The organism is Facklamia hominis CCUG 36813 (genome assembly GCF_000301035.1).
GTDB classification, from domain to species: domain Bacteria; phylum Bacillota; class Bacilli; order Lactobacillales; family Aerococcaceae; genus Facklamia; species Facklamia hominis.
This window is the reverse complement of the sequence record NZ_JH932292.1, coordinates 1,299,678-1,316,049: the sequence shown is the minus strand read 5'-3', so window position 1 is coordinate 1,316,049 and position 16,372 is coordinate 1,299,678. Positions and strand designations below refer to the sequence as shown.

The window sequence follows — 16,372 nt, the reverse complement described above, 5'->3', positions numbered from 1 at the left end:
AAATACCTAGCGCTGCATTTCGAGTGGTTTTACAGCAGTCAGCACGACTGAAAATCAGGAATCTGTCAATAAAAACACCTCCATTATACTAACATGAACTAATGGAGGCGTCAATCGTTTTTTTATTATTAGTGATTTCTTAATGTTGGGAAAAGCAAAACATCTCTAATTGAGCTAGCATCTGTTAATAGCATGACTAGACGATCGATCCCAATTCCCAATCCACCTGTTGGTGGCATACCATACTCTAATGATTCTAAAAAGTCTTCATCCACCGGCTGAGCCTCATCATTACCCGCATTTTTTTCTGCCATCTGTGCTTCAAACCGTTCCCTTTGATCGATAGGGTCTGTTAACTCCGTGAAGGCGTTCGCATACTCATGACCCGCAATAAACAACTCAAAACGATCTGTAAAGCGAGGGTCTTTCTCATTTTTACGGGCAAGCGGTGAAATCTCCGTCGGATGACCATAAACAAAAGTAGGTTGAACAATCGTTTCTTCTACTTTTTCTTCAAAGAAATTATTGATAATGTGACCAACCGTTAGATCATGATCTAAAACGGGCACCCCGTGTTCCTTTGCCAAGTCTTTAGCTTGATCAAAAGTCATCTCTTGCCAGAAATCAACACCAGTGGCTTCTTTGATCATATCTACCATATGACGTCTTGCCCAAGGAGACTCCAAATCAATAATCTGGTCCTCATAGGATACTTTAGCATCTCCTAAAACCCGTTGAGCTACACTGCGAATTAATCCCTCAGTTAAATCCATAACATCCGTATAAACCGAATAAGCCGTATAGACTTCGATCATGGTAAATTCAGGGTTATGTGTCGTATCGATCCCTTCATTTCTAAAAACACGCCCGATCTCATAAACGCGTTCCATTCCACCGATGACCAATCGTTTTAAATGGAGCTCAAGGGCAATTCTTAAATATAACTCCATATCTAAAGCATTGTGGTGAGTAATAAAAGGTCTAGCATTCGCTCCACCCGCCAAATTATGTAAAACCGGTGTTTCAACTTCCAAATAACCGCGTTCATCTAAATAATGACGGACTTCTCGAATTATTTCTGACCGCTTAATAAATCGTTGATAGCTGTCTTCGTTAGAAATTAAATCCAAGTAACGTTGACGATATCTTTGCTCTATATTGGTTAAGCCATGGAATTTATCAGGCAGAGGACGAAGCGCCTTGGTTAAGGGAATAAATTCATGGGCCTTAATGGATAGTTCACCTGTGTTTGTCTTAAATACTTCCCCTTTAACACCGACAATATCTCCTAAGTCCGCAGCTTTCCACCATGCAAAAGCATCTTCACCAACTTTATCTTGACGAACATAAATCTGAATCTTTCCTTTAAGATCCTGAATATGGGCAAAACCAGCTTTCCCTTTTCCACGCTTAGAAACGATTCGTCCTGCTACTGAAGCTATAATCTGTGCTTCTTCTTCAAAAGATTCTTTTGATTTATCTTGATACTTTTCAATTAAATCTTGCGAATAGTCTTCTTTTTCAAAACCAGCTGCAAAAGGATTAACACCAGCTTGAGCCATTGCTTTCATTTTGTCTCTTCTGACCAAAATTTGATCATTTAATTCCAGGGTATGTTTTTCCTGTTCTGACATTTTTATCCCTCCAAATCCTCATATACCCTTCCATTCTACATGATTAATAACACTTTGTCATGAAAACTCGTTAAGAAATACATGATCTCTCAACAAAAAAGAGCTACAACCAACTGGTTATAACTCTTTTAAATCAATAAGTTTTTAATCTTCGTCTGATGAATCCTCTCCAGAACTATCAGCAGCATGATCCGAAACATTCGAAGTCGATTCTTCCTTCTTAGTCGAACTATCTACTGGATCATCCAAAGTCAATGAGTTTGATTCTTTCTGTTCATCCTTTTCAATAGCTTGAGGCATTTCACCTGTTTCAAATAACGACTTGATTTGACGAGCATCTAGCGTTTCTAATTCCAATAATTTTTCAGCAATCGTATTAAGCTGCTCACGATGCTCGTTGATAATTTTTAAAGCTTCCTCATGCGCTTCACCCATTATTCGATGAATTTCCTTATCCATTTCATACGCAACTTCTTGAGAATAATCGGGATGATTTCCTGAACCATACTGACGACCTGCAAAAGGTTTACTATCACTCTCATACTGAACCGCTCCAATTTTTTCAGACATACCATATTTCATGACCATGCTTCTCACAATAGCAGTCGCTTGTCGGAAGTCGTCGCTAGCTCCTGTCGATTGATGATTAAAGACGATTTCTTCTGCCGATCTACCGCCTAAAAGACCTACTACTTGTTCAAAAAGTTCCTCATAGGTCACAATGTATTGATCTTCTTTAGGTAGCATAATAGCATAGCCCCCAGCACGACCTCTTGGTACAATGGTTACTTTATGGACGGTTCGTGCTTTACTTAATACCATTCCTATAACCGTATGTCCCGCCTCGTGGAAGGCCACAATACGTCGTTGTTCCTCAGATATTACTTTATCCTTTTTGGCAGGGCCCGCAATCACTCGGTCATGAGCTTCATCGATATCCTGAGCATAAATCATGGTTCGATTAAATCGTGCAGCCAAAAGAGCTGCTTCGTTTAATAGGTTCTCTAAGTCCGCTCCCGAAAATCCAGGTGTTTGTTGAGCAATCACTTTTAAATCGACGTCTTTCGCCAATTTCTTATTTCGTGCGTGAACTTTAAGAATGGCTTCACGCCCCTTAACATCAGGGTTTCCTACTAAAATCTGACGGTCAAAACGTCCTGGTCTTAATAAAGCAGGGTCCAAGACATCTGAACGGTTGGTTGCAGCAATGACAATAACACCTTCATTCCCCTCAAACCCATCCATTTCAACTAACAATTGATTCAAGGTTTGTTCTCGCTCGTCATGACCGCCTCCTAGGCCAGCACCTCTTTGACGTCCAACAGCATCAATTTCATCAATAAAAATAATCGATGGCGCATTTTTCTTAGCATTTTCAAATAAGTCACGAACTCGCGATGCTCCTACACCGACAAACATTTCAACAAATTCGGAACCAGAGATTGAAAAGAAAGGAACGCCTGCTTCACCGGCTACCGCCTTAGCTAGCAAGGTTTTCCCGGTCCCTGGGGGGCCTTCTAGTAAAACGCCCGCGGGGATCCGTGCTCCTAATTTTGTAAAGCGCTTAGGATCTTTTAAAAACTCAACAATTTCAACTAATTCTTGCTTTTCTTCTTCTGCCCCCGCCACATCGGTAAATTTCACTTTTACTTTTTGTTTTGAGATATCTTTTGATTTGCTTTTGCCAAAGTTCATCATCCCTCGGCCATTGCCACTCGATTGCATCATGGTATACATTAAAAAGAAGACCGGAACAACCATTAGTAAAACCGGTAAAAAATTCAGCCATAATCCCACTGAAGATTCAGGAAGAGCTTTAAATTTAGTTCCCTGCTCCTTTGCAACTTGAGAAACGTGATCAAGTGTAGCATCATTACCTAGAATATCTGTCGAAAACGTTCGTTCATTCGGTGAACCTTGAAAAATTTGAACATATTGTTCATTTTCTTCCTTTTTCTGCCCAGAGTCTTTGACATATTTTCCTTTTATATGATACACACCCGAGCCAATCTGAACTTCAAATTCCTCGATTTTACCGGCTTCAAGTTGAGTCATAAATTCACTCGATGTAATTTCTTTCATGTTCCCTAGTAAGGAACCTCCGCCTGTCATAGCACTAAAAAGACCTAATAGGGCTAATCCTAATATTAGATAGGTCAAAGTGTTACGAAACGGATTACGATTTCGATTTGGTTTTTGCATTGACAACATTGCTCCTTAATTTTTATAATAACACTATGTTAGCAGACTATCGATAAAACTACCACTAATTGCTTTAAGAATATATCGATTCTTTTAAGACACCAATATAAGGAAGATTACGATACTTCTGTTCATAATCCAAGCCATAACCCACAACAAATTCATTAGGCACTTTGACACCAACATAATCCACGATAACATCGGTCATAATTCGGCGCGAAGGCTTGTCAAGCAAGCTACAAATCTTAATCGAGGCAGCTTTGCGGACTTTTAAAAGATTTATCAAATACTGCAAAGTTCGACCTGTATCAATAATATCTTCCACAATTAAAACGTGCTTACCTTCCACACTCGTATCTAAATCCTTAATAATTTTCACTTCTCCAGAGGATTCTGTAGCTGTTCCGTATGATGAAACATCCATAAAATCAATCTCTAGATAACAGTCAATTTGACGAATCACATCTGCCATAAAAAGCGAAGCACCTCTTAGAATACCAACGACCAATACCTCTTTGCCCTGGTAATCTCGAGTAATCGCTTCTCCTAAACGTTTGACGGCCTCTGCCAATTCCTCTTCAGTCACTAAAACACGTTCGATATCTTTTTCTAACATTTCTTCTCCCCCTATCAATCTATAATTACACTTAAGTGTTTTTATATTCAGACTAGCTAATACATCTTCTGCAACAGTAAATAATGGGTCACATTTTGTGGATTTTTTGGTTGATAGGTCGCTGAAATTTGTTGGCCAATTAACCAAATAACCGCTTCTTGATCATTAACAACCAACCACATTTGTTCTCTTAAAGCAGGCGGTACTTTTTCATCAATCATAATCCGTGACACTTTTTTATGATATAGACCTTCTTTTGAAGCTAACTCCATCACGTCACCCGCTTGACGATGACGAACGGAAAAGTGAATAGGGTGGTCCAACGAACTAAGATCCAAGGTCACATATTGGTCAACTGACTGGCGCATCTGGTTATTCACATAGTTAGCATTAAAAAGTCCAATCCATAAACCATTATCAAGACTATACCACTTATCAAGCTGATTAAGTTCTACTTTTTTATCTTTGACTATCGGACGCATTAACTGAGACTCAATATAAATAAAATCATACTCTCTACGTGCGATCCAACCTTTGGATAAATTTAAAGTGTGATTAGGATTAACTGCATTGAGCATCTGATCTTCTATACCCTGAATAATATCCTTATCATATTGCCCGACTTCAGGCAAGAAACGCTCTTCAAAAAAAATCGTCAAAAAAGTTCGTCGAATTTCTGCTTCAAGATCACACCAAGCTTTCACATCTAACACCCAAACGCCCTCTTTAATAACCCCCACTAACAAGGGCTCTTTACGTATATACATTGAGTATAAAGCCTGGTAAGCCAGCTGAAGCTGCTTCTGCATTGAAACTAGATTTTGAAAAAATTGAGGATTCTCACTCTCAAAAAGGGGTAGATAGTCATTTCTAATACGATTTCTTAGATGATTTGGTTGGTGATTGCTGTCATCTTCATTGTAAGCTAAATTATTTTTATGCGCATAGTCATATAATTGTTCCTTACGAAAGCCAATTAAAGGTCGTAAAATCGACACACTAACATGTTTTCCCTTGGAAGTTTCTAATAGACGTTGATAATGACTGGGCATCCCCATCAATCCTCTAATGGAAGCTCCTCGAATTAAACGCATAAAGACCGTTTCGACTGCATCATCTAAATGATGGGCCGTCATTAGGCAATCCGCCTGCGTTGCATCAACGACATCCGCCAAGAACCGATACCTGGCATATCTAGCATTTGCTTCAATATTACTTTCACTGGGATTTTCCCATTTAGAAACAAAATAGGTCAAATTCATTTCTTTTGCTGATTTAATGACCATATCTCGCTCAAAATCATGAATTTCTTTTGATCGTAAGCAATGGTTAAAGTGAGCTATCACTAAGTGGCGGTCCTTGTATTCCTGTAAGTGACACAATTCCAACATTAACCGCATTAAGACCATCGAATCAACCCCACCAGAGACTGCCAGTACAATTTTTTGGGCCGTTTGCCATTCCGGCCAAGTTTCTAATTGTGTTTTGAATTGTCTTAAAATCGGCTCCATTCTATCCCTCCTAAAATAAATAAGAACTGCAGAATAATATCGCGTTCTTGCAGTTCTTTTAGGAATAAATTATTAACTACGTCGTCCGCCCCGTCCGCCTCGTTTGCCTTCTGTATTACGCCTTAGCGAAGCTAAACGATCTTCTGAATCTTTCAAAAAATTACTCATTAATCGGTCAAAATCATCATTACTTTTTTGAGCATACTTTCCAGTAACGTTTTGATTTGGAAAGTTTTCTTTTTTATTCTGGTCATCTTTAACAAAGTTTGATTTTGACAGCCGTGTTGGCTTTGCTTCTTGAACATCGAACTTCTTCATTTTCGATTTATCAACTGCAGGTTTATCCTTAGCTTGTCGGATGGACAATCCGATTTTACCATCTTCTGCGACCGAAATAACCTTCACCGTCACTTCATCACCGAGACTTAATAGATCGTTGATATCTTGTACATAATCCTCCGAAACTTCGCTAATATGCACAAGACCGGATTGCTTATTTTCTAAAGCAACAAATGCACCAAAATTTTTGATTCCCGTTACTTTCCCTTTTAATTTTTGTCCTACTTCAACCGACATAATTATGAAATTCCTCCTGCTATTATTAAATATTATTTAGTATTTGAAAATATTTGATAATCATCCATCTTATCTGACTCAATATCAAAGATAATCTCGCCCTCTTTAGAATAAAAATAATCCCTCCGAGCTAATTTGGCAAGATATTCAGGATCTTGAGAACGCTGATACTCAAGCTGAACAGCTTGATACTTGTTTTGAGTCTGTTTAAAAGCGGTTTGCGCTTCCGTTAACTGGGCTTGACTTTGAGAAAGTGCCTTATGTGCACGCACACAAGAAATTAAAGCAAAAGCCAAACAAATAATAGCTGCAAAATGTACAAAGAAACTCATATAGCTTCGCTTTGCTTTCTTCATATGCATTTCAGTAGAAACTTGACTTGCTTTTGGTTTTTCAAAATTTATAATTTTTTGATTTTTAACGATTTCTGACATAAGTATCACCGCTTTCTCATCTAGAGTATATCAGTCTTTGTCTTAGAATGCACGATCAAATATTAAAATTGAGTAATTAATCATTGACTTCTTCGTAGAGCTCCTGAGCCTCATCTTTCTTACTCGTCTCTTTAATCGCTTTTACTCGAATTTTTAACAGGCGATTTCCAAATTCGATTTGAATTAAATCCCCTACTTTAACCGTACTACTTGATTTAGCCACTTGACCATTAATCTGAACACGACCTTGATCCGCGACTTCTTTGGCAACGGTTCGCCGTTTAATAATTCGAGATACCTTCAAAAATTTATCTAATCGCATTTTTATCTCCTTTGGTTTTCTATCTTAAATGTCTCCTGCATCTTTTGCTCTTGTTCTTTGTGGTTTTGTAATAAGTCGCTCGCTTGGCTCATAAATTTAATCAACAAACTCAAAATTTGATCCGCTTCCTTGCCCTGAACTAATAATTTTACCTGGAGTTGGTCCTTATTCAGAATGACTTTTTCTCGAGCTTTAACATTTTCTAAGGCTTCATAAACTTTAGGACCATAGAAATACTGACTCGCAATCGAGTTGAACATTACCACTATCGATTGATGGTTACGCGTTAATTTTAACACACCTGATCGGCTTGCATAATAACGTAATAGAGCAATATCTAGTAAATTAGCCACTTCATCTGGAAATTCACCATAACGATCGATCCATTGATCTTGAATTTCACGATATTCCTCCATACCATCCATTTTTTGTAGCATCTTGTAGGCGGCGATTTTCTGCCTTTCATCCGAGATATAGCTATCTGGAATATAGGCATCAATACTTAGATCAATTTCAACAACAGACTGATTCAAGTTTTCAAGCATATTTTGCTTACCTTGACGTCGATCAATCGCTTCTCGTAACATTTGTGAGTAAAGATCAAAGCCGACTGAATCGATAAATCCTGACTGTTGAGATCCTAATAGATTTCCAGCTCCTCGAATACTTAGATCCCGCATAGCAATTTTAAAACCTGATCCTAATTCCGTAAATTCACGAATCGCATTGAGTCGCTTTTCAGAAATTTCACTCAACTGCTTCATAGGATCATACATCAAATAAGCATATGCTAGACGGTTAGTTCGTCCTACCCTTCCTCTTAATTGGTAGAGCGTTGATAGTCCCATCCGATCCGCTTTTTCGATAAAGAGAGTATTAACATTTGGAATATCTACTCCGGTTTCAATGATAGTAGTTGTCACCAAGACATCATAATTTCCTTGAATAAACTCATACAAGACATTCTCTAATTCTACTTCAGACATCTGCCCATGAGCAACTGCCACTCTCGCTTCAGGTACTAATTGGCTCAATTGATCTGCTCGATGATAGATGGAAGCCACTCGATTATAAAGATAAAAGCATTGACCGCCACGATCAATTTCTCGTTCAATAGCAAATTTAATAGCGGCTTCATTTTGTTCCATAACATAGGTTTGGACCGGATAACGATTAGAGGGTGGGGTTTCAATAACCGATAAATCTCTTACCCCTACCATAGCCATATGAAGCGTTCGTGGTATCGGCGTTGCCGTTAAAGTCAACACATCTACTTGCGATTTTAACTGCTTAAGTCGTTCTTTATGTTTAACACCAAAACGCTGCTCTTCATCGACTACCATCAAACCTAAATCAAGAAAGGTCACATCTTTGGATAATAAACGATGTGTCCCTACCACAACCTGGCAGGCACCCGTTTTTAGTCCTTTAATCGTCTCCTTTTGCTCCTTTTGACTCGCAAAACGACTTAACATTCTGATCTCAAAAGGATAATCTGCAAAACGTTCCAAAAGAGACTGATAGTGTTGTTGCGCTAAGATCGTGGTCGGAACCAAAAAAGCGACCTGTTTGCCATCCATAACTGCCTTAAAAATCGCTCGCATCGCAACCTCTGTTTTACCGTAACCGACATCCCCTACTAACAAACGATCCATCGGGCGATCCTTTTCCATGTCCTTTTTAATTTCAGAAGATGTTTGCAATTGGTCTGGTGTTTCAATATAAGGAAAAGCTTTTTCAAATTCTAGCTGTTCTGGTGTATCCATACTAAAGGCATAGCCTTTTTCTTGTTCACGCTTGGCATATAACTCAATGAGTTCATCTGCAATATCCTCAATTTTACTGGAAACTTTTTGCTTCGTCTTAACCCACTCACTACCACCCAACTTATGTAATTTGGGTGTCTTCGCTTCGCCAGATGACACATATTTTTGAATCAAGTGGATCTGATCGACTGGAATCATAACTTTCGCATTTTGTTGATATTCAATGGCTATTAAGTCACGATGAACTCCTGAGATTTCCATCGTTTCCATGCCAATATAGCGACCAATCCCGTGGTTTACATGAACCACATAATCGCCTACTTCTAACTCATTATACGACTTGATCCGTTCCGCATTAGATAGTTTTTGACGCTTAGCTTGATGTTTTTTTATTCGATTAAAAAGTTCCTTTTCGGTGATAACTACCCATTTATCAAGAGGCAATTCAAAGCCGTTAGTCAAGTGTCCTTCTAAAACATTAATGGCCCCTTGATAAATTTTTTCATCCTGTTGATGATAAATCGGCTGAATTTGATACTCATTAAAAATTTGTTCAAGCTTTTTAGCTCTTTCTTTATTATCAACCACCACTTGAATAACCTGGCCTTCTTTCAACCAGTGATCTATTTCAGGTTTAACTAAAGCCATCTGATTGAAGAAAGGGGTCATTGAGCGATACTGAAATGAATGAAGACTTGAAAACTTCATTTTGCCAAGTCCTTTTTGAATAAGGGATAAGTAAACCGTCCTCTTTTGACAGCCTTTAATTTGATCAAAAGCAGACAAATGGAGCTTCTGACCCGGCAATAAGTTTCCTTGATTAATTTGATCTTCGATCCAAAACTGATCGCTTTCGATCAAATGCAACTCTTCTTGATGGACTCTATCAAATTCACTCACAAGCAAACATGCCCCTTCTTCCATATAATCCAATAGAGATGTCCCTACCGTATCATAAAAAGAAAGAAAGGCTTCAGGGAGTACTAAACTTCCTCCTTTTGCTAAATCTTCTAATTGATCATTCATTCGCTGACTAAGCGTTTTGACAAGATCAGCGTCTTTCAAATGACTCACTTGTTTAGAAACCGCCTCTTTAATAGACTCACTCACGGCTAATTGTTTTTCTTGATTAAATAGGATGTCTTTAACTGGCTCAAGCATAACTTCGTTAATATTTTCTAAGGAAGTTTGAGTCTGTGCATCAAAGTAACGAATCGAATCTAATTCCGTATCAAAAAAATCCAAGCGAATCGGGTGTTCACTATTTAAGGGATAATAATCAATAATACTTCCTCGAATCGAATATTCCCCAGGAGATTGCACCATATCTACTCGTTGATAAGCCAAATTAAACAATTTACGCTCCAGGTCGTCACGTGTTATTTCACAACCCAGACTTAAGATGAGTTGATTATCTTTCCAATCCGCAATCGGCATTAGACGCTTTCTAAGCGCATTAACTCCGGCAACAACAATGACCTTTTCGCCTGAAATTAAGGTCTGAAGGGTCTCTACTCGTTGAGCGATCCCATCAAAGGAAGCCGTTGAATATTCTAAAGCGACATTCTCTTCACAAGGAAAACTTAATACTTGGTTTTGAGGTAGTAAGGCATTTAAATCATCATAAAGTGCTTGACGACGATTTCGATTAGGCTCGATTATGAGTAACTGTCTTGGATTTTTTTTATACAATTCCGCAATAAAAATAGATTTTGCGGATCCATCAAGGCCCGTGATTAAATGATGGTATGTGCCTTGTTTATCAGCAGGCGCTTGAAGCATACTGTCAATAGTCTGATCAAATGCCCTTGTCTGTAATTTTTCGAGCATATCCTCTTCCTTACCTTTCTACTCTTTGAAAATAATAGTAACTACTTTTGATTATATTCCTTCATAACCTCCTCAAAAGAAGCACCCTTTACCCAATCATCAATTGCTTGTGCCGCTTTATCTACAGACTGATCAACTAATAATTGCTCACTCGGTGTAAAAGCTGATAAAACATGGTCTACTACCTTATAAGGACCTTCAGGGTGCCCAATTCCAATGCGAATTCGCTTAAATTCAGAAGTTCCCAAAAGATTGATCATGCTTTTCATCCCATTATGTCCACCTGCAGACCCTTTGGTCCTCAATCTTAGACGCCCCAACGCTAAATCCATATCATCATAAACAACACATAGGTCATCAGCTGATACATTAAAATAAGACATTAACGGCAAGACTGCTTCACCTGAATTATTCATATAGGTATAAGGCTTAACTAAAAAGACTTTATCCTCAGCTAATCTCCAAATCGTATAATCTGCATTAAACTTTTGTTTATCCATCATTAATTGGTTATCTGATAATAATTGATCAATCACTGAAAAACCAATATTATGTCGTGTTTTGGAATACTGCTCGCCTGGATTACCTAAACCAACAATTAATTTCATACTTCAACTCCTCACTCATCTTAAAACATTATAGCATATACCAAGCATTACCCTAAGCAAATAAAAACCCGTAGATTAATAACTTAATCTACAGGTCAAATTGCACCTTCTAAAACTCTATTTCAACCGCATTTGTTAAGACATCTCTATAAGAAAAAGAAACCCGATCCACATTATCGCTCTCTTTCAAGTCAACAATAAAAATAGATCGATAGGTTTCTGTAAGAATTCCCCGTCGTTCCCTTTTTTTCTTCCGTCCCATTTGAACAGTGACTACAATGTCTTCGCCCAACTTACCATCAAGCATTGATTTTATTTCTAACAGATCCTTTGGCATCTCATCACCTCTCGAACCATTATATCATAAATTGATAAATAAATCAATATAGCATAAGTTGATTGTTCTTGCAATTGTTTTTGGATAATTTAGAAATTTTATTTTGTACACCAATAGCTAGCCCTGATAAATATCCAGCTCATTCCCAATATAACTAGTAATAAAACTGCAACCTTTATCATTCATATTAAACTTCCAAAGTCTCTAACCATCCTAACGGTATTGCACGAAAAAGAGCCGCAAACTCTTCAACTGTCAGTGTTTCCGCCCTTCTTTGAGGATCAATTCCCGTCGTTTTAAAAGCTTGCTCCAAAGAATCAGCCCCATCTAAGCCAACCACTTGAGACAGACCGCTCTTTAAGTTATTCCATAAAGTCTTTCGCCGTTGCTTAAAACATTGTTGGACAAATCGTTCAAAAAGTCGATCATCAGCTACTACCACTCTCTTTTGCGGTAAACGGGTTAACTTCAAAACCGCTGAATCTACTTTTGGCTGTGGAATAAACACTGTTCTAGGTACTACAAAGGCATATTGACTAGCCATTTGCATTTGAATAGCAACCGATAACGAGTTATAAGCTTTCGTTCCAACGCTAGCTGTCATCCTTTGGGCTACTTCCTTCTGCATCAACATCACCAAGGATTGAAAAGGTAACTCACTTTGTAGTAAATGCATAATAATCGGGGTAGTAATATAATAAGGCAAATTAGCTACTACCATTAAAGGTTCTTCCAATAAGCCTTTATAAGCTTCTTTTGAAAAATCAACCTTTAGAATATCCTCTGCAATCACAGTTACATTATCAAAATCAACCAAGGTTTCCGACAAAATTTCTACAAACCGCTGATCGATTTCGAAGGCAATCACCCTTTTAGCACGCATGGCTAAAAATTGAGTCAAAGCACCGATTCCTGGTCCAATCTCAATAACAGTACAATTTTTATCAATATCAGCAAGATCGACCATTTTATTCAATATTTGAGGTTCAATCAGAAAGTTTTGACCAAGACTTTTTTTCATTTTTAGTCCATATTTTTTCATAATCGCAGCCGTCTGGCTTGGTTTAGCAATAAAATTATAGCTAGCTTCCTTCTTCAAGTAAGTCAACCTCTTTCATATAGCGCACTAATTGTTCTTCTGTGATCCCATAACGCATCAACTGCTTCCGTAACTGCTTTCCGTTTACATGTCCTAGATTAAATACCTGCGCAAGTTTCTTTCGATGCATAGACGCTTTAGGATGACCAATTAACTTTAATTTGATTAACGTCGCTTGGCTAATTTCTTCCGACTCAGTATCAGTCATACGTTGGCTAATCCGATCAATGGCTTGGCGAATTACTGCTGGGCTCGCATGTTCAATACCCAAAGAATGATTCCGCCGATGAGGATTTGCTTCTTCTTGTGTCAAAAAAGCTTCTTTGGCTTGTGGAACCGCTCGGATAATCGTTCGCCGTATTTTTTGCCCGGCAAAATCGGGATCTGTAAATACAATCACACCAAATTGTTCTTGTGCCCTCTTGATACGTTGCAAAATCGAGGTATCAATCGCCGATCCATTCGTTTCAATCGTTTTAACTTGATTTCCATAAGTCTCGATCAAACGTTTTGTATCATCGCGTCCTTCAACAATAATCACTTCTTCGGGGATGTGGGATAACTCATGCATCTAATGATTCCTCCGGCGCCCAAGAAAATAATTTGCAAGCATTCTGATAAGTTTGTGTAGCAAAGTCTTCAAGTGACATTTCTCTTAATGAAGCCAAGAGCTCTGCGACATAACGAACATATGCCGGCTCATTCATTTTACCTCTTTTTGGAACAGGTGCTAAATAAGGAGCGTCCGTTTCTATTAGCAAATGGTCAAGTGGTACAATCTTTGCGGCTTCACGAACTTCAACCGTCTTCTTAAAAGTGACTACTCCTGAAAAAGACAGATGCATGCCTAAATCCAAAAAGCGTTTAGCGATTTCAGGTCCTTCACCAAAGGAATGCATAATCCCGCCTGCATCCGGAACTCCTTCTTCTTTTAAAATTCGATAAACATCTTCAGTCGCTTCGCGATTATGAATAGTGATAGGAATTTGATGCTCTTTAGCAATCGCTATTTGTCTTCTGAACACCTTCATTTGAACATCGCGCGGTGCTGTATCCCAATGATAGTCTAAACCGATTTCTCCTAACATAAATACGCGTGGTAATTCTAACCAATGATGAAGATCCTTTTCAAAGTTTTGATCGTATGTTAGAGACTCCGTGGGGTGGCAGCCCACTACCGATATCACCTGTGCATAACTCTGGCTTAATTCCAAGGTCTTTTGAATCGTCGGGCGATCAAATCCTACGACCGCCATCGCTTTAACGCCAGCTTGAGCAGCGTTTTCTATATATATATCCTCTTTACCAGCAAATTCATCCGCATTTAAATGTGTATGCGTATCAAATAACTTCATAGATCCTCCTGTCAATTATCCAATTAAGGCACCATTTTGGCTTTCATCTGGAGCAAAGACTAGGTGGAGATCTTTTCCAGACTCTGCAGATAAAATCATTCCCTGGCTCCAATAGCCCATCATTTTTCGTGGTTTAAGATTTGATACAATAATCAGCTTACGTCCTATTAATGCTTCGTGATCTGGATAATACTTGGCAATCCCTGACAAGATCTGACGATCTACTGATTCGCCGGCATCTAATCTAAATCGTAATAATTTATTCGATCCTTTTACCGGAGCAACATCCATCACCTGTGCAACCTTCAATTCAGTCTTAATAAAATCATCAAATTCAATGGTAGCATCAAGATTTAAAGATTCTAAATCCCAATCAGGGTCATCCAATTTTCGTGATGAGTTTGACTGATCCTGGTTAGATTTCCCAGTCATTTCCTTAAGAATATAGGCCTGTTCTTCTTCAACATCGAGTCGTGGGAAAATAGGCACACCATTGGATACTACTTGGCTTTCCTTTGGAAAATGACCGAAAGCTAAACCACTTAAATCAGTGGACACTTCATCCTCAATACCTAATTGACGGAAAATTTCTTTTGGGGTATTAATCATAAAAGGCCTTAATAAGTGACCAATAAATCTTAAACTTTCTGCTAAATAGAATAAAACGACAGGCAATTTCTTATTATCTGCTTCTTTAGCTAATATCCACGGCTGTGTTTCATCAATATATTTGTTGGCTCGACTGACCATCGCCATCAAGTGATCCAAAGCTTGATCAAAAGCCATCTTCTCCATAGACTCTAAATAGGCCGAGTATTCCTTATCAAAGAAGGCTTTTAAATTCTGTTCAAACTGGTCCTCTTCAACACAATCAAAATAATTTTTAACACTACCATTTTGATACTTGTTAATCATAGCAACTGTTCGATTTAATAAATTACCTAAATCATTAGCCAATTCTGAATTAATACACGTAATAAAATCCTCCGGAGTAAAGACTGTATCATTTCCTTGGGACATTTCACGCAATAAATAATACCGTACTGCATCGAGTCCATAACGTTCAATCAATGTCTCAGGATAAATAACATTCCCCTTGGATTTAGACATCTTTCCATCCTTCATAACAATCCAACCATGTGCATAAATATGTTTAGGTAATGGCAAATCTAAAGCCATTAAAATTGCTGGCCAATAAATCATATGAAAACGCGAAATATCCTTTCCAATCATATGAACATCCGCTGGCCAATACTTCTTAAACGCCTCATTTTCTTGGTCAGGGTAACCTAAAGCGGTAATATAATTGGATAAAGCATCAATCCAAACATAGATGACATGCTTTGGATCCGACTTAACAGGAACTCCCCATGAAAATGATGTTCTAGATACAGCTAAGTCAGATAAGCCAGGCTTAATAAAGTTATTAATCATCTCATTCTTACGAAATCCTGGTATAATAACATCTTCACTAGAATGATAATAATCAATCAGACGCTCAGCATATTTACCTAATTTGAAGAAATAGGATTCTTCCTTCACTAACTCAACCTCATGCCCACTAGGTGCAATTCCACCAATCACTTTACCGGACTCATCACGAAACACTTCCGACAGCTGTGTTTCAGTAAAGTATTCCTCATCGGAGACAGAGTACCAACCCTCATACTCTCCAAGATAAATGTCGCCTTGATCTAATAGCCTTTGAAAAATCCCCTGAACCGCTTTTTCATGAGCTTCATCGGTCGTACGGATGAATTGATCATTTGAAATTCCCAAAAGTTGCCATAAATCACGAATAGCATCCGCCATTTTATCCACATAGGCCTGCGGTTCCATCCCAAGTTCAGCTGCTTTTTTCTCAATCTTTTGACCATGCTCATCGGTTCCAGTTAGAAAATGAACATCATATCCTTTTAATCGCTTATAACGAGCCATGGCATCACAAGCCAAAGTAGTATAGGAATTTCCTATATGCAAACGTCCAGATGGATAATAGATGGGAGTTGTAATATAAAATGTTGGTTTTTCGGTCACGAAACGCTACCTCCTATTTAAAACTAAGAATTACCTCTTATTATA

At 38.2% G+C, this 16,372-nt stretch carries 14 protein-coding genes; all 14 read right to left on the bottom strand.

The genetic code is table 11. From position 1 onward, the window contains the following. Positions 1–128: 128 nt before the first annotated feature. Entirely contained in the window at positions 129–1,634 is a 1,506-nt protein-coding gene (lysS, locus tag HMPREF9706_RS06080; RefSeq protein WP_006908479.1) for a lysine--tRNA ligase, read from the bottom strand. Positions 1,635–1,778: 144 nt separating this feature from the next. Then, entirely contained in the window at positions 1,779–3,836 is a 2,058-nt protein-coding gene (ftsH, locus tag HMPREF9706_RS06075; protein ID WP_006908478.1) for an ATP-dependent zinc metalloprotease FtsH, read from the bottom strand. 73 nt (positions 3,837–3,909) lie between these two features. Continuing rightward, complete coding sequence (hpt, locus tag HMPREF9706_RS06070) at positions 3,910–4,452, bottom strand: hypoxanthine phosphoribosyltransferase (protein WP_006908477.1); 543 nt, start codon at positions 4,450–4,452, stop codon at positions 3,910–3,912. Positions 4,453–4,508: 56 nt separating this feature from the next. Next, positions 4,509–5,963: a tRNA lysidine(34) synthetase TilS gene (gene tilS / locus HMPREF9706_RS06065; protein WP_006908476.1), complete on the bottom strand. Its 1,455-nt coding sequence runs from the start codon at positions 5,961–5,963 to the stop codon at positions 4,509–4,511. A 72-nt stretch (positions 5,964–6,035) separates the two neighbouring features. Further along, positions 6,036–6,539, bottom strand: coding sequence for a S1 domain-containing RNA-binding protein (locus HMPREF9706_RS06060; RefSeq protein WP_006908475.1), 504 nt, complete (start codon positions 6,537–6,539; stop codon positions 6,036–6,038). Between the two features lie 32 nt (positions 6,540–6,571). After that, positions 6,572–6,973 (bottom strand): FtsB family cell division protein, encoded by a 402-nt coding sequence (locus HMPREF9706_RS06055; protein WP_231285858.1) that lies wholly within the window; start codon positions 6,971–6,973, stop codon positions 6,572–6,574. Between the two features lie 76 nt (positions 6,974–7,049). Continuing rightward, positions 7,050–7,295: an RNA-binding S4 domain-containing protein gene (locus HMPREF9706_RS06050; protein WP_006908473.1), complete on the bottom strand. Its 246-nt coding sequence runs from the start codon at positions 7,293–7,295 to the stop codon at positions 7,050–7,052. A gap of 2 nt (positions 7,296–7,297) precedes the next feature. Next, complete coding sequence (mfd, locus tag HMPREF9706_RS06045) at positions 7,298–10,891, bottom strand: transcription-repair coupling factor (protein WP_006908472.1); 3,594 nt, start codon at positions 10,889–10,891, stop codon at positions 7,298–7,300. Between the two features lie 41 nt (positions 10,892–10,932). Further along, on the bottom strand, positions 10,933–11,499 hold the full coding sequence (gene pth / locus HMPREF9706_RS06040) for an aminoacyl-tRNA hydrolase (RefSeq protein WP_006908471.1): 567 nt from the start codon (positions 11,497–11,499) through the stop codon (positions 10,933–10,935). A 109-nt stretch (positions 11,500–11,608) separates the two neighbouring features. Continuing rightward, on the bottom strand, positions 11,609–11,836 hold the full coding sequence (locus tag HMPREF9706_RS06035) for a Veg family protein (protein ID WP_006908470.1): 228 nt from the start codon (positions 11,834–11,836) through the stop codon (positions 11,609–11,611). Positions 11,837–12,023: 187 nt separating this feature from the next. Next, positions 12,024–12,878, bottom strand: coding sequence for a 16S rRNA (adenine(1518)-N(6)/adenine(1519)-N(6))-dimethyltransferase RsmA (rsmA, locus tag HMPREF9706_RS06030; protein WP_231285895.1), 855 nt, complete (start codon positions 12,876–12,878; stop codon positions 12,024–12,026). Positions 12,879–12,918: 40 nt separating this feature from the next. Then, positions 12,919–13,506, bottom strand: coding sequence for a ribonuclease M5 (gene rnmV, locus HMPREF9706_RS06025; RefSeq protein WP_006908468.1), 588 nt, complete (start codon positions 13,504–13,506; stop codon positions 12,919–12,921). Continuing rightward, the gene (locus tag HMPREF9706_RS06020; protein ID WP_006908467.1) at positions 13,499–14,290 is read right to left on the bottom strand and encodes a TatD family hydrolase; all 792 of its coding nucleotides are present in this window, start codon (positions 14,288–14,290) and stop codon (positions 13,499–13,501) included. Before HMPREF9706_RS06020 ends, rnmV begins: the two co-directional genes overlap by 8 nt. Positions 14,291–14,305: 15 nt before the next feature. Further along, positions 14,306–16,327: a methionine--tRNA ligase gene (metG, locus tag HMPREF9706_RS06015; protein WP_006908466.1), complete on the bottom strand. Its 2,022-nt coding sequence runs from the start codon at positions 16,325–16,327 to the stop codon at positions 14,306–14,308. Between the last annotated feature and the right edge of the window lie 45 nt (positions 16,328–16,372).

Excerpts from the sequence above, each read along its gene's own strand:
- tilS (WP_006908476.1), bottom strand. The coding sequence starts at position 5,963 with ATGGAGCCGATTTTAAGACAATTCAAAACACAATTAGAAACTTGGCCG.
- mfd (WP_006908472.1), bottom strand. The coding sequence starts at position 10,891 with ATGCTCGAAAAATTACAGACAAGGGCATTTGATCAGACTATTGACAGT.
- HMPREF9706_RS06050 (WP_006908473.1), bottom strand. The coding sequence starts at position 7,295 with ATGCGATTAGATAAATTTTTGAAGGTATCTCGAATTATTAAACGGCGA.
- HMPREF9706_RS06020 (WP_006908467.1), bottom strand. The coding sequence starts at position 14,290 with ATGAAGTTATTTGATACGCATACACATTTAAATGCGGATGAATTTGCT.
- ftsH (WP_006908478.1), bottom strand. The coding sequence starts at position 3,836 with ATGCAAAAACCAAATCGAAATCGTAATCCGTTTCGTAACACTTTGACC.
- HMPREF9706_RS06060 (WP_006908475.1), bottom strand. The coding sequence starts at position 6,539 with ATGTCGGTTGAAGTAGGACAAAAATTAAAAGGGAAAGTAACGGGAATC.
- hpt (WP_006908477.1), bottom strand. The coding sequence starts at position 4,452 with ATGTTAGAAAAAGATATCGAACGTGTTTTAGTGACTGAAGAGGAATTG.
- pth (WP_006908471.1), bottom strand. The coding sequence starts at position 11,499 with ATGAAATTAATTGTTGGTTTAGGTAATCCAGGCGAGCAGTATTCCAAA.
- HMPREF9706_RS06035 (WP_006908470.1), bottom strand. The coding sequence starts at position 11,836 with ATGCCAAAGGATCTGTTAGAAATAAAATCAATGCTTGATGGTAAGTTG.
- rsmA (WP_231285895.1), bottom strand. The coding sequence starts at position 12,878 with ATGAAAAAATATGGACTAAAAATGAAAAAAAGTCTTGGTCAAAACTTT.
- lysS (WP_006908479.1), bottom strand. The coding sequence starts at position 1,634 with ATGTCAGAACAGGAAAAACATACCCTGGAATTAAATGATCAAATTTTG.
- rnmV (WP_006908468.1), bottom strand. The coding sequence starts at position 13,506 with ATGCATGAGTTATCCCACATCCCCGAAGAAGTGATTATTGTTGAAGGA.
- HMPREF9706_RS06055 (WP_231285858.1), bottom strand. The coding sequence starts at position 6,973 with ATGTCAGAAATCGTTAAAAATCAAAAAATTATAAATTTTGAAAAACCA.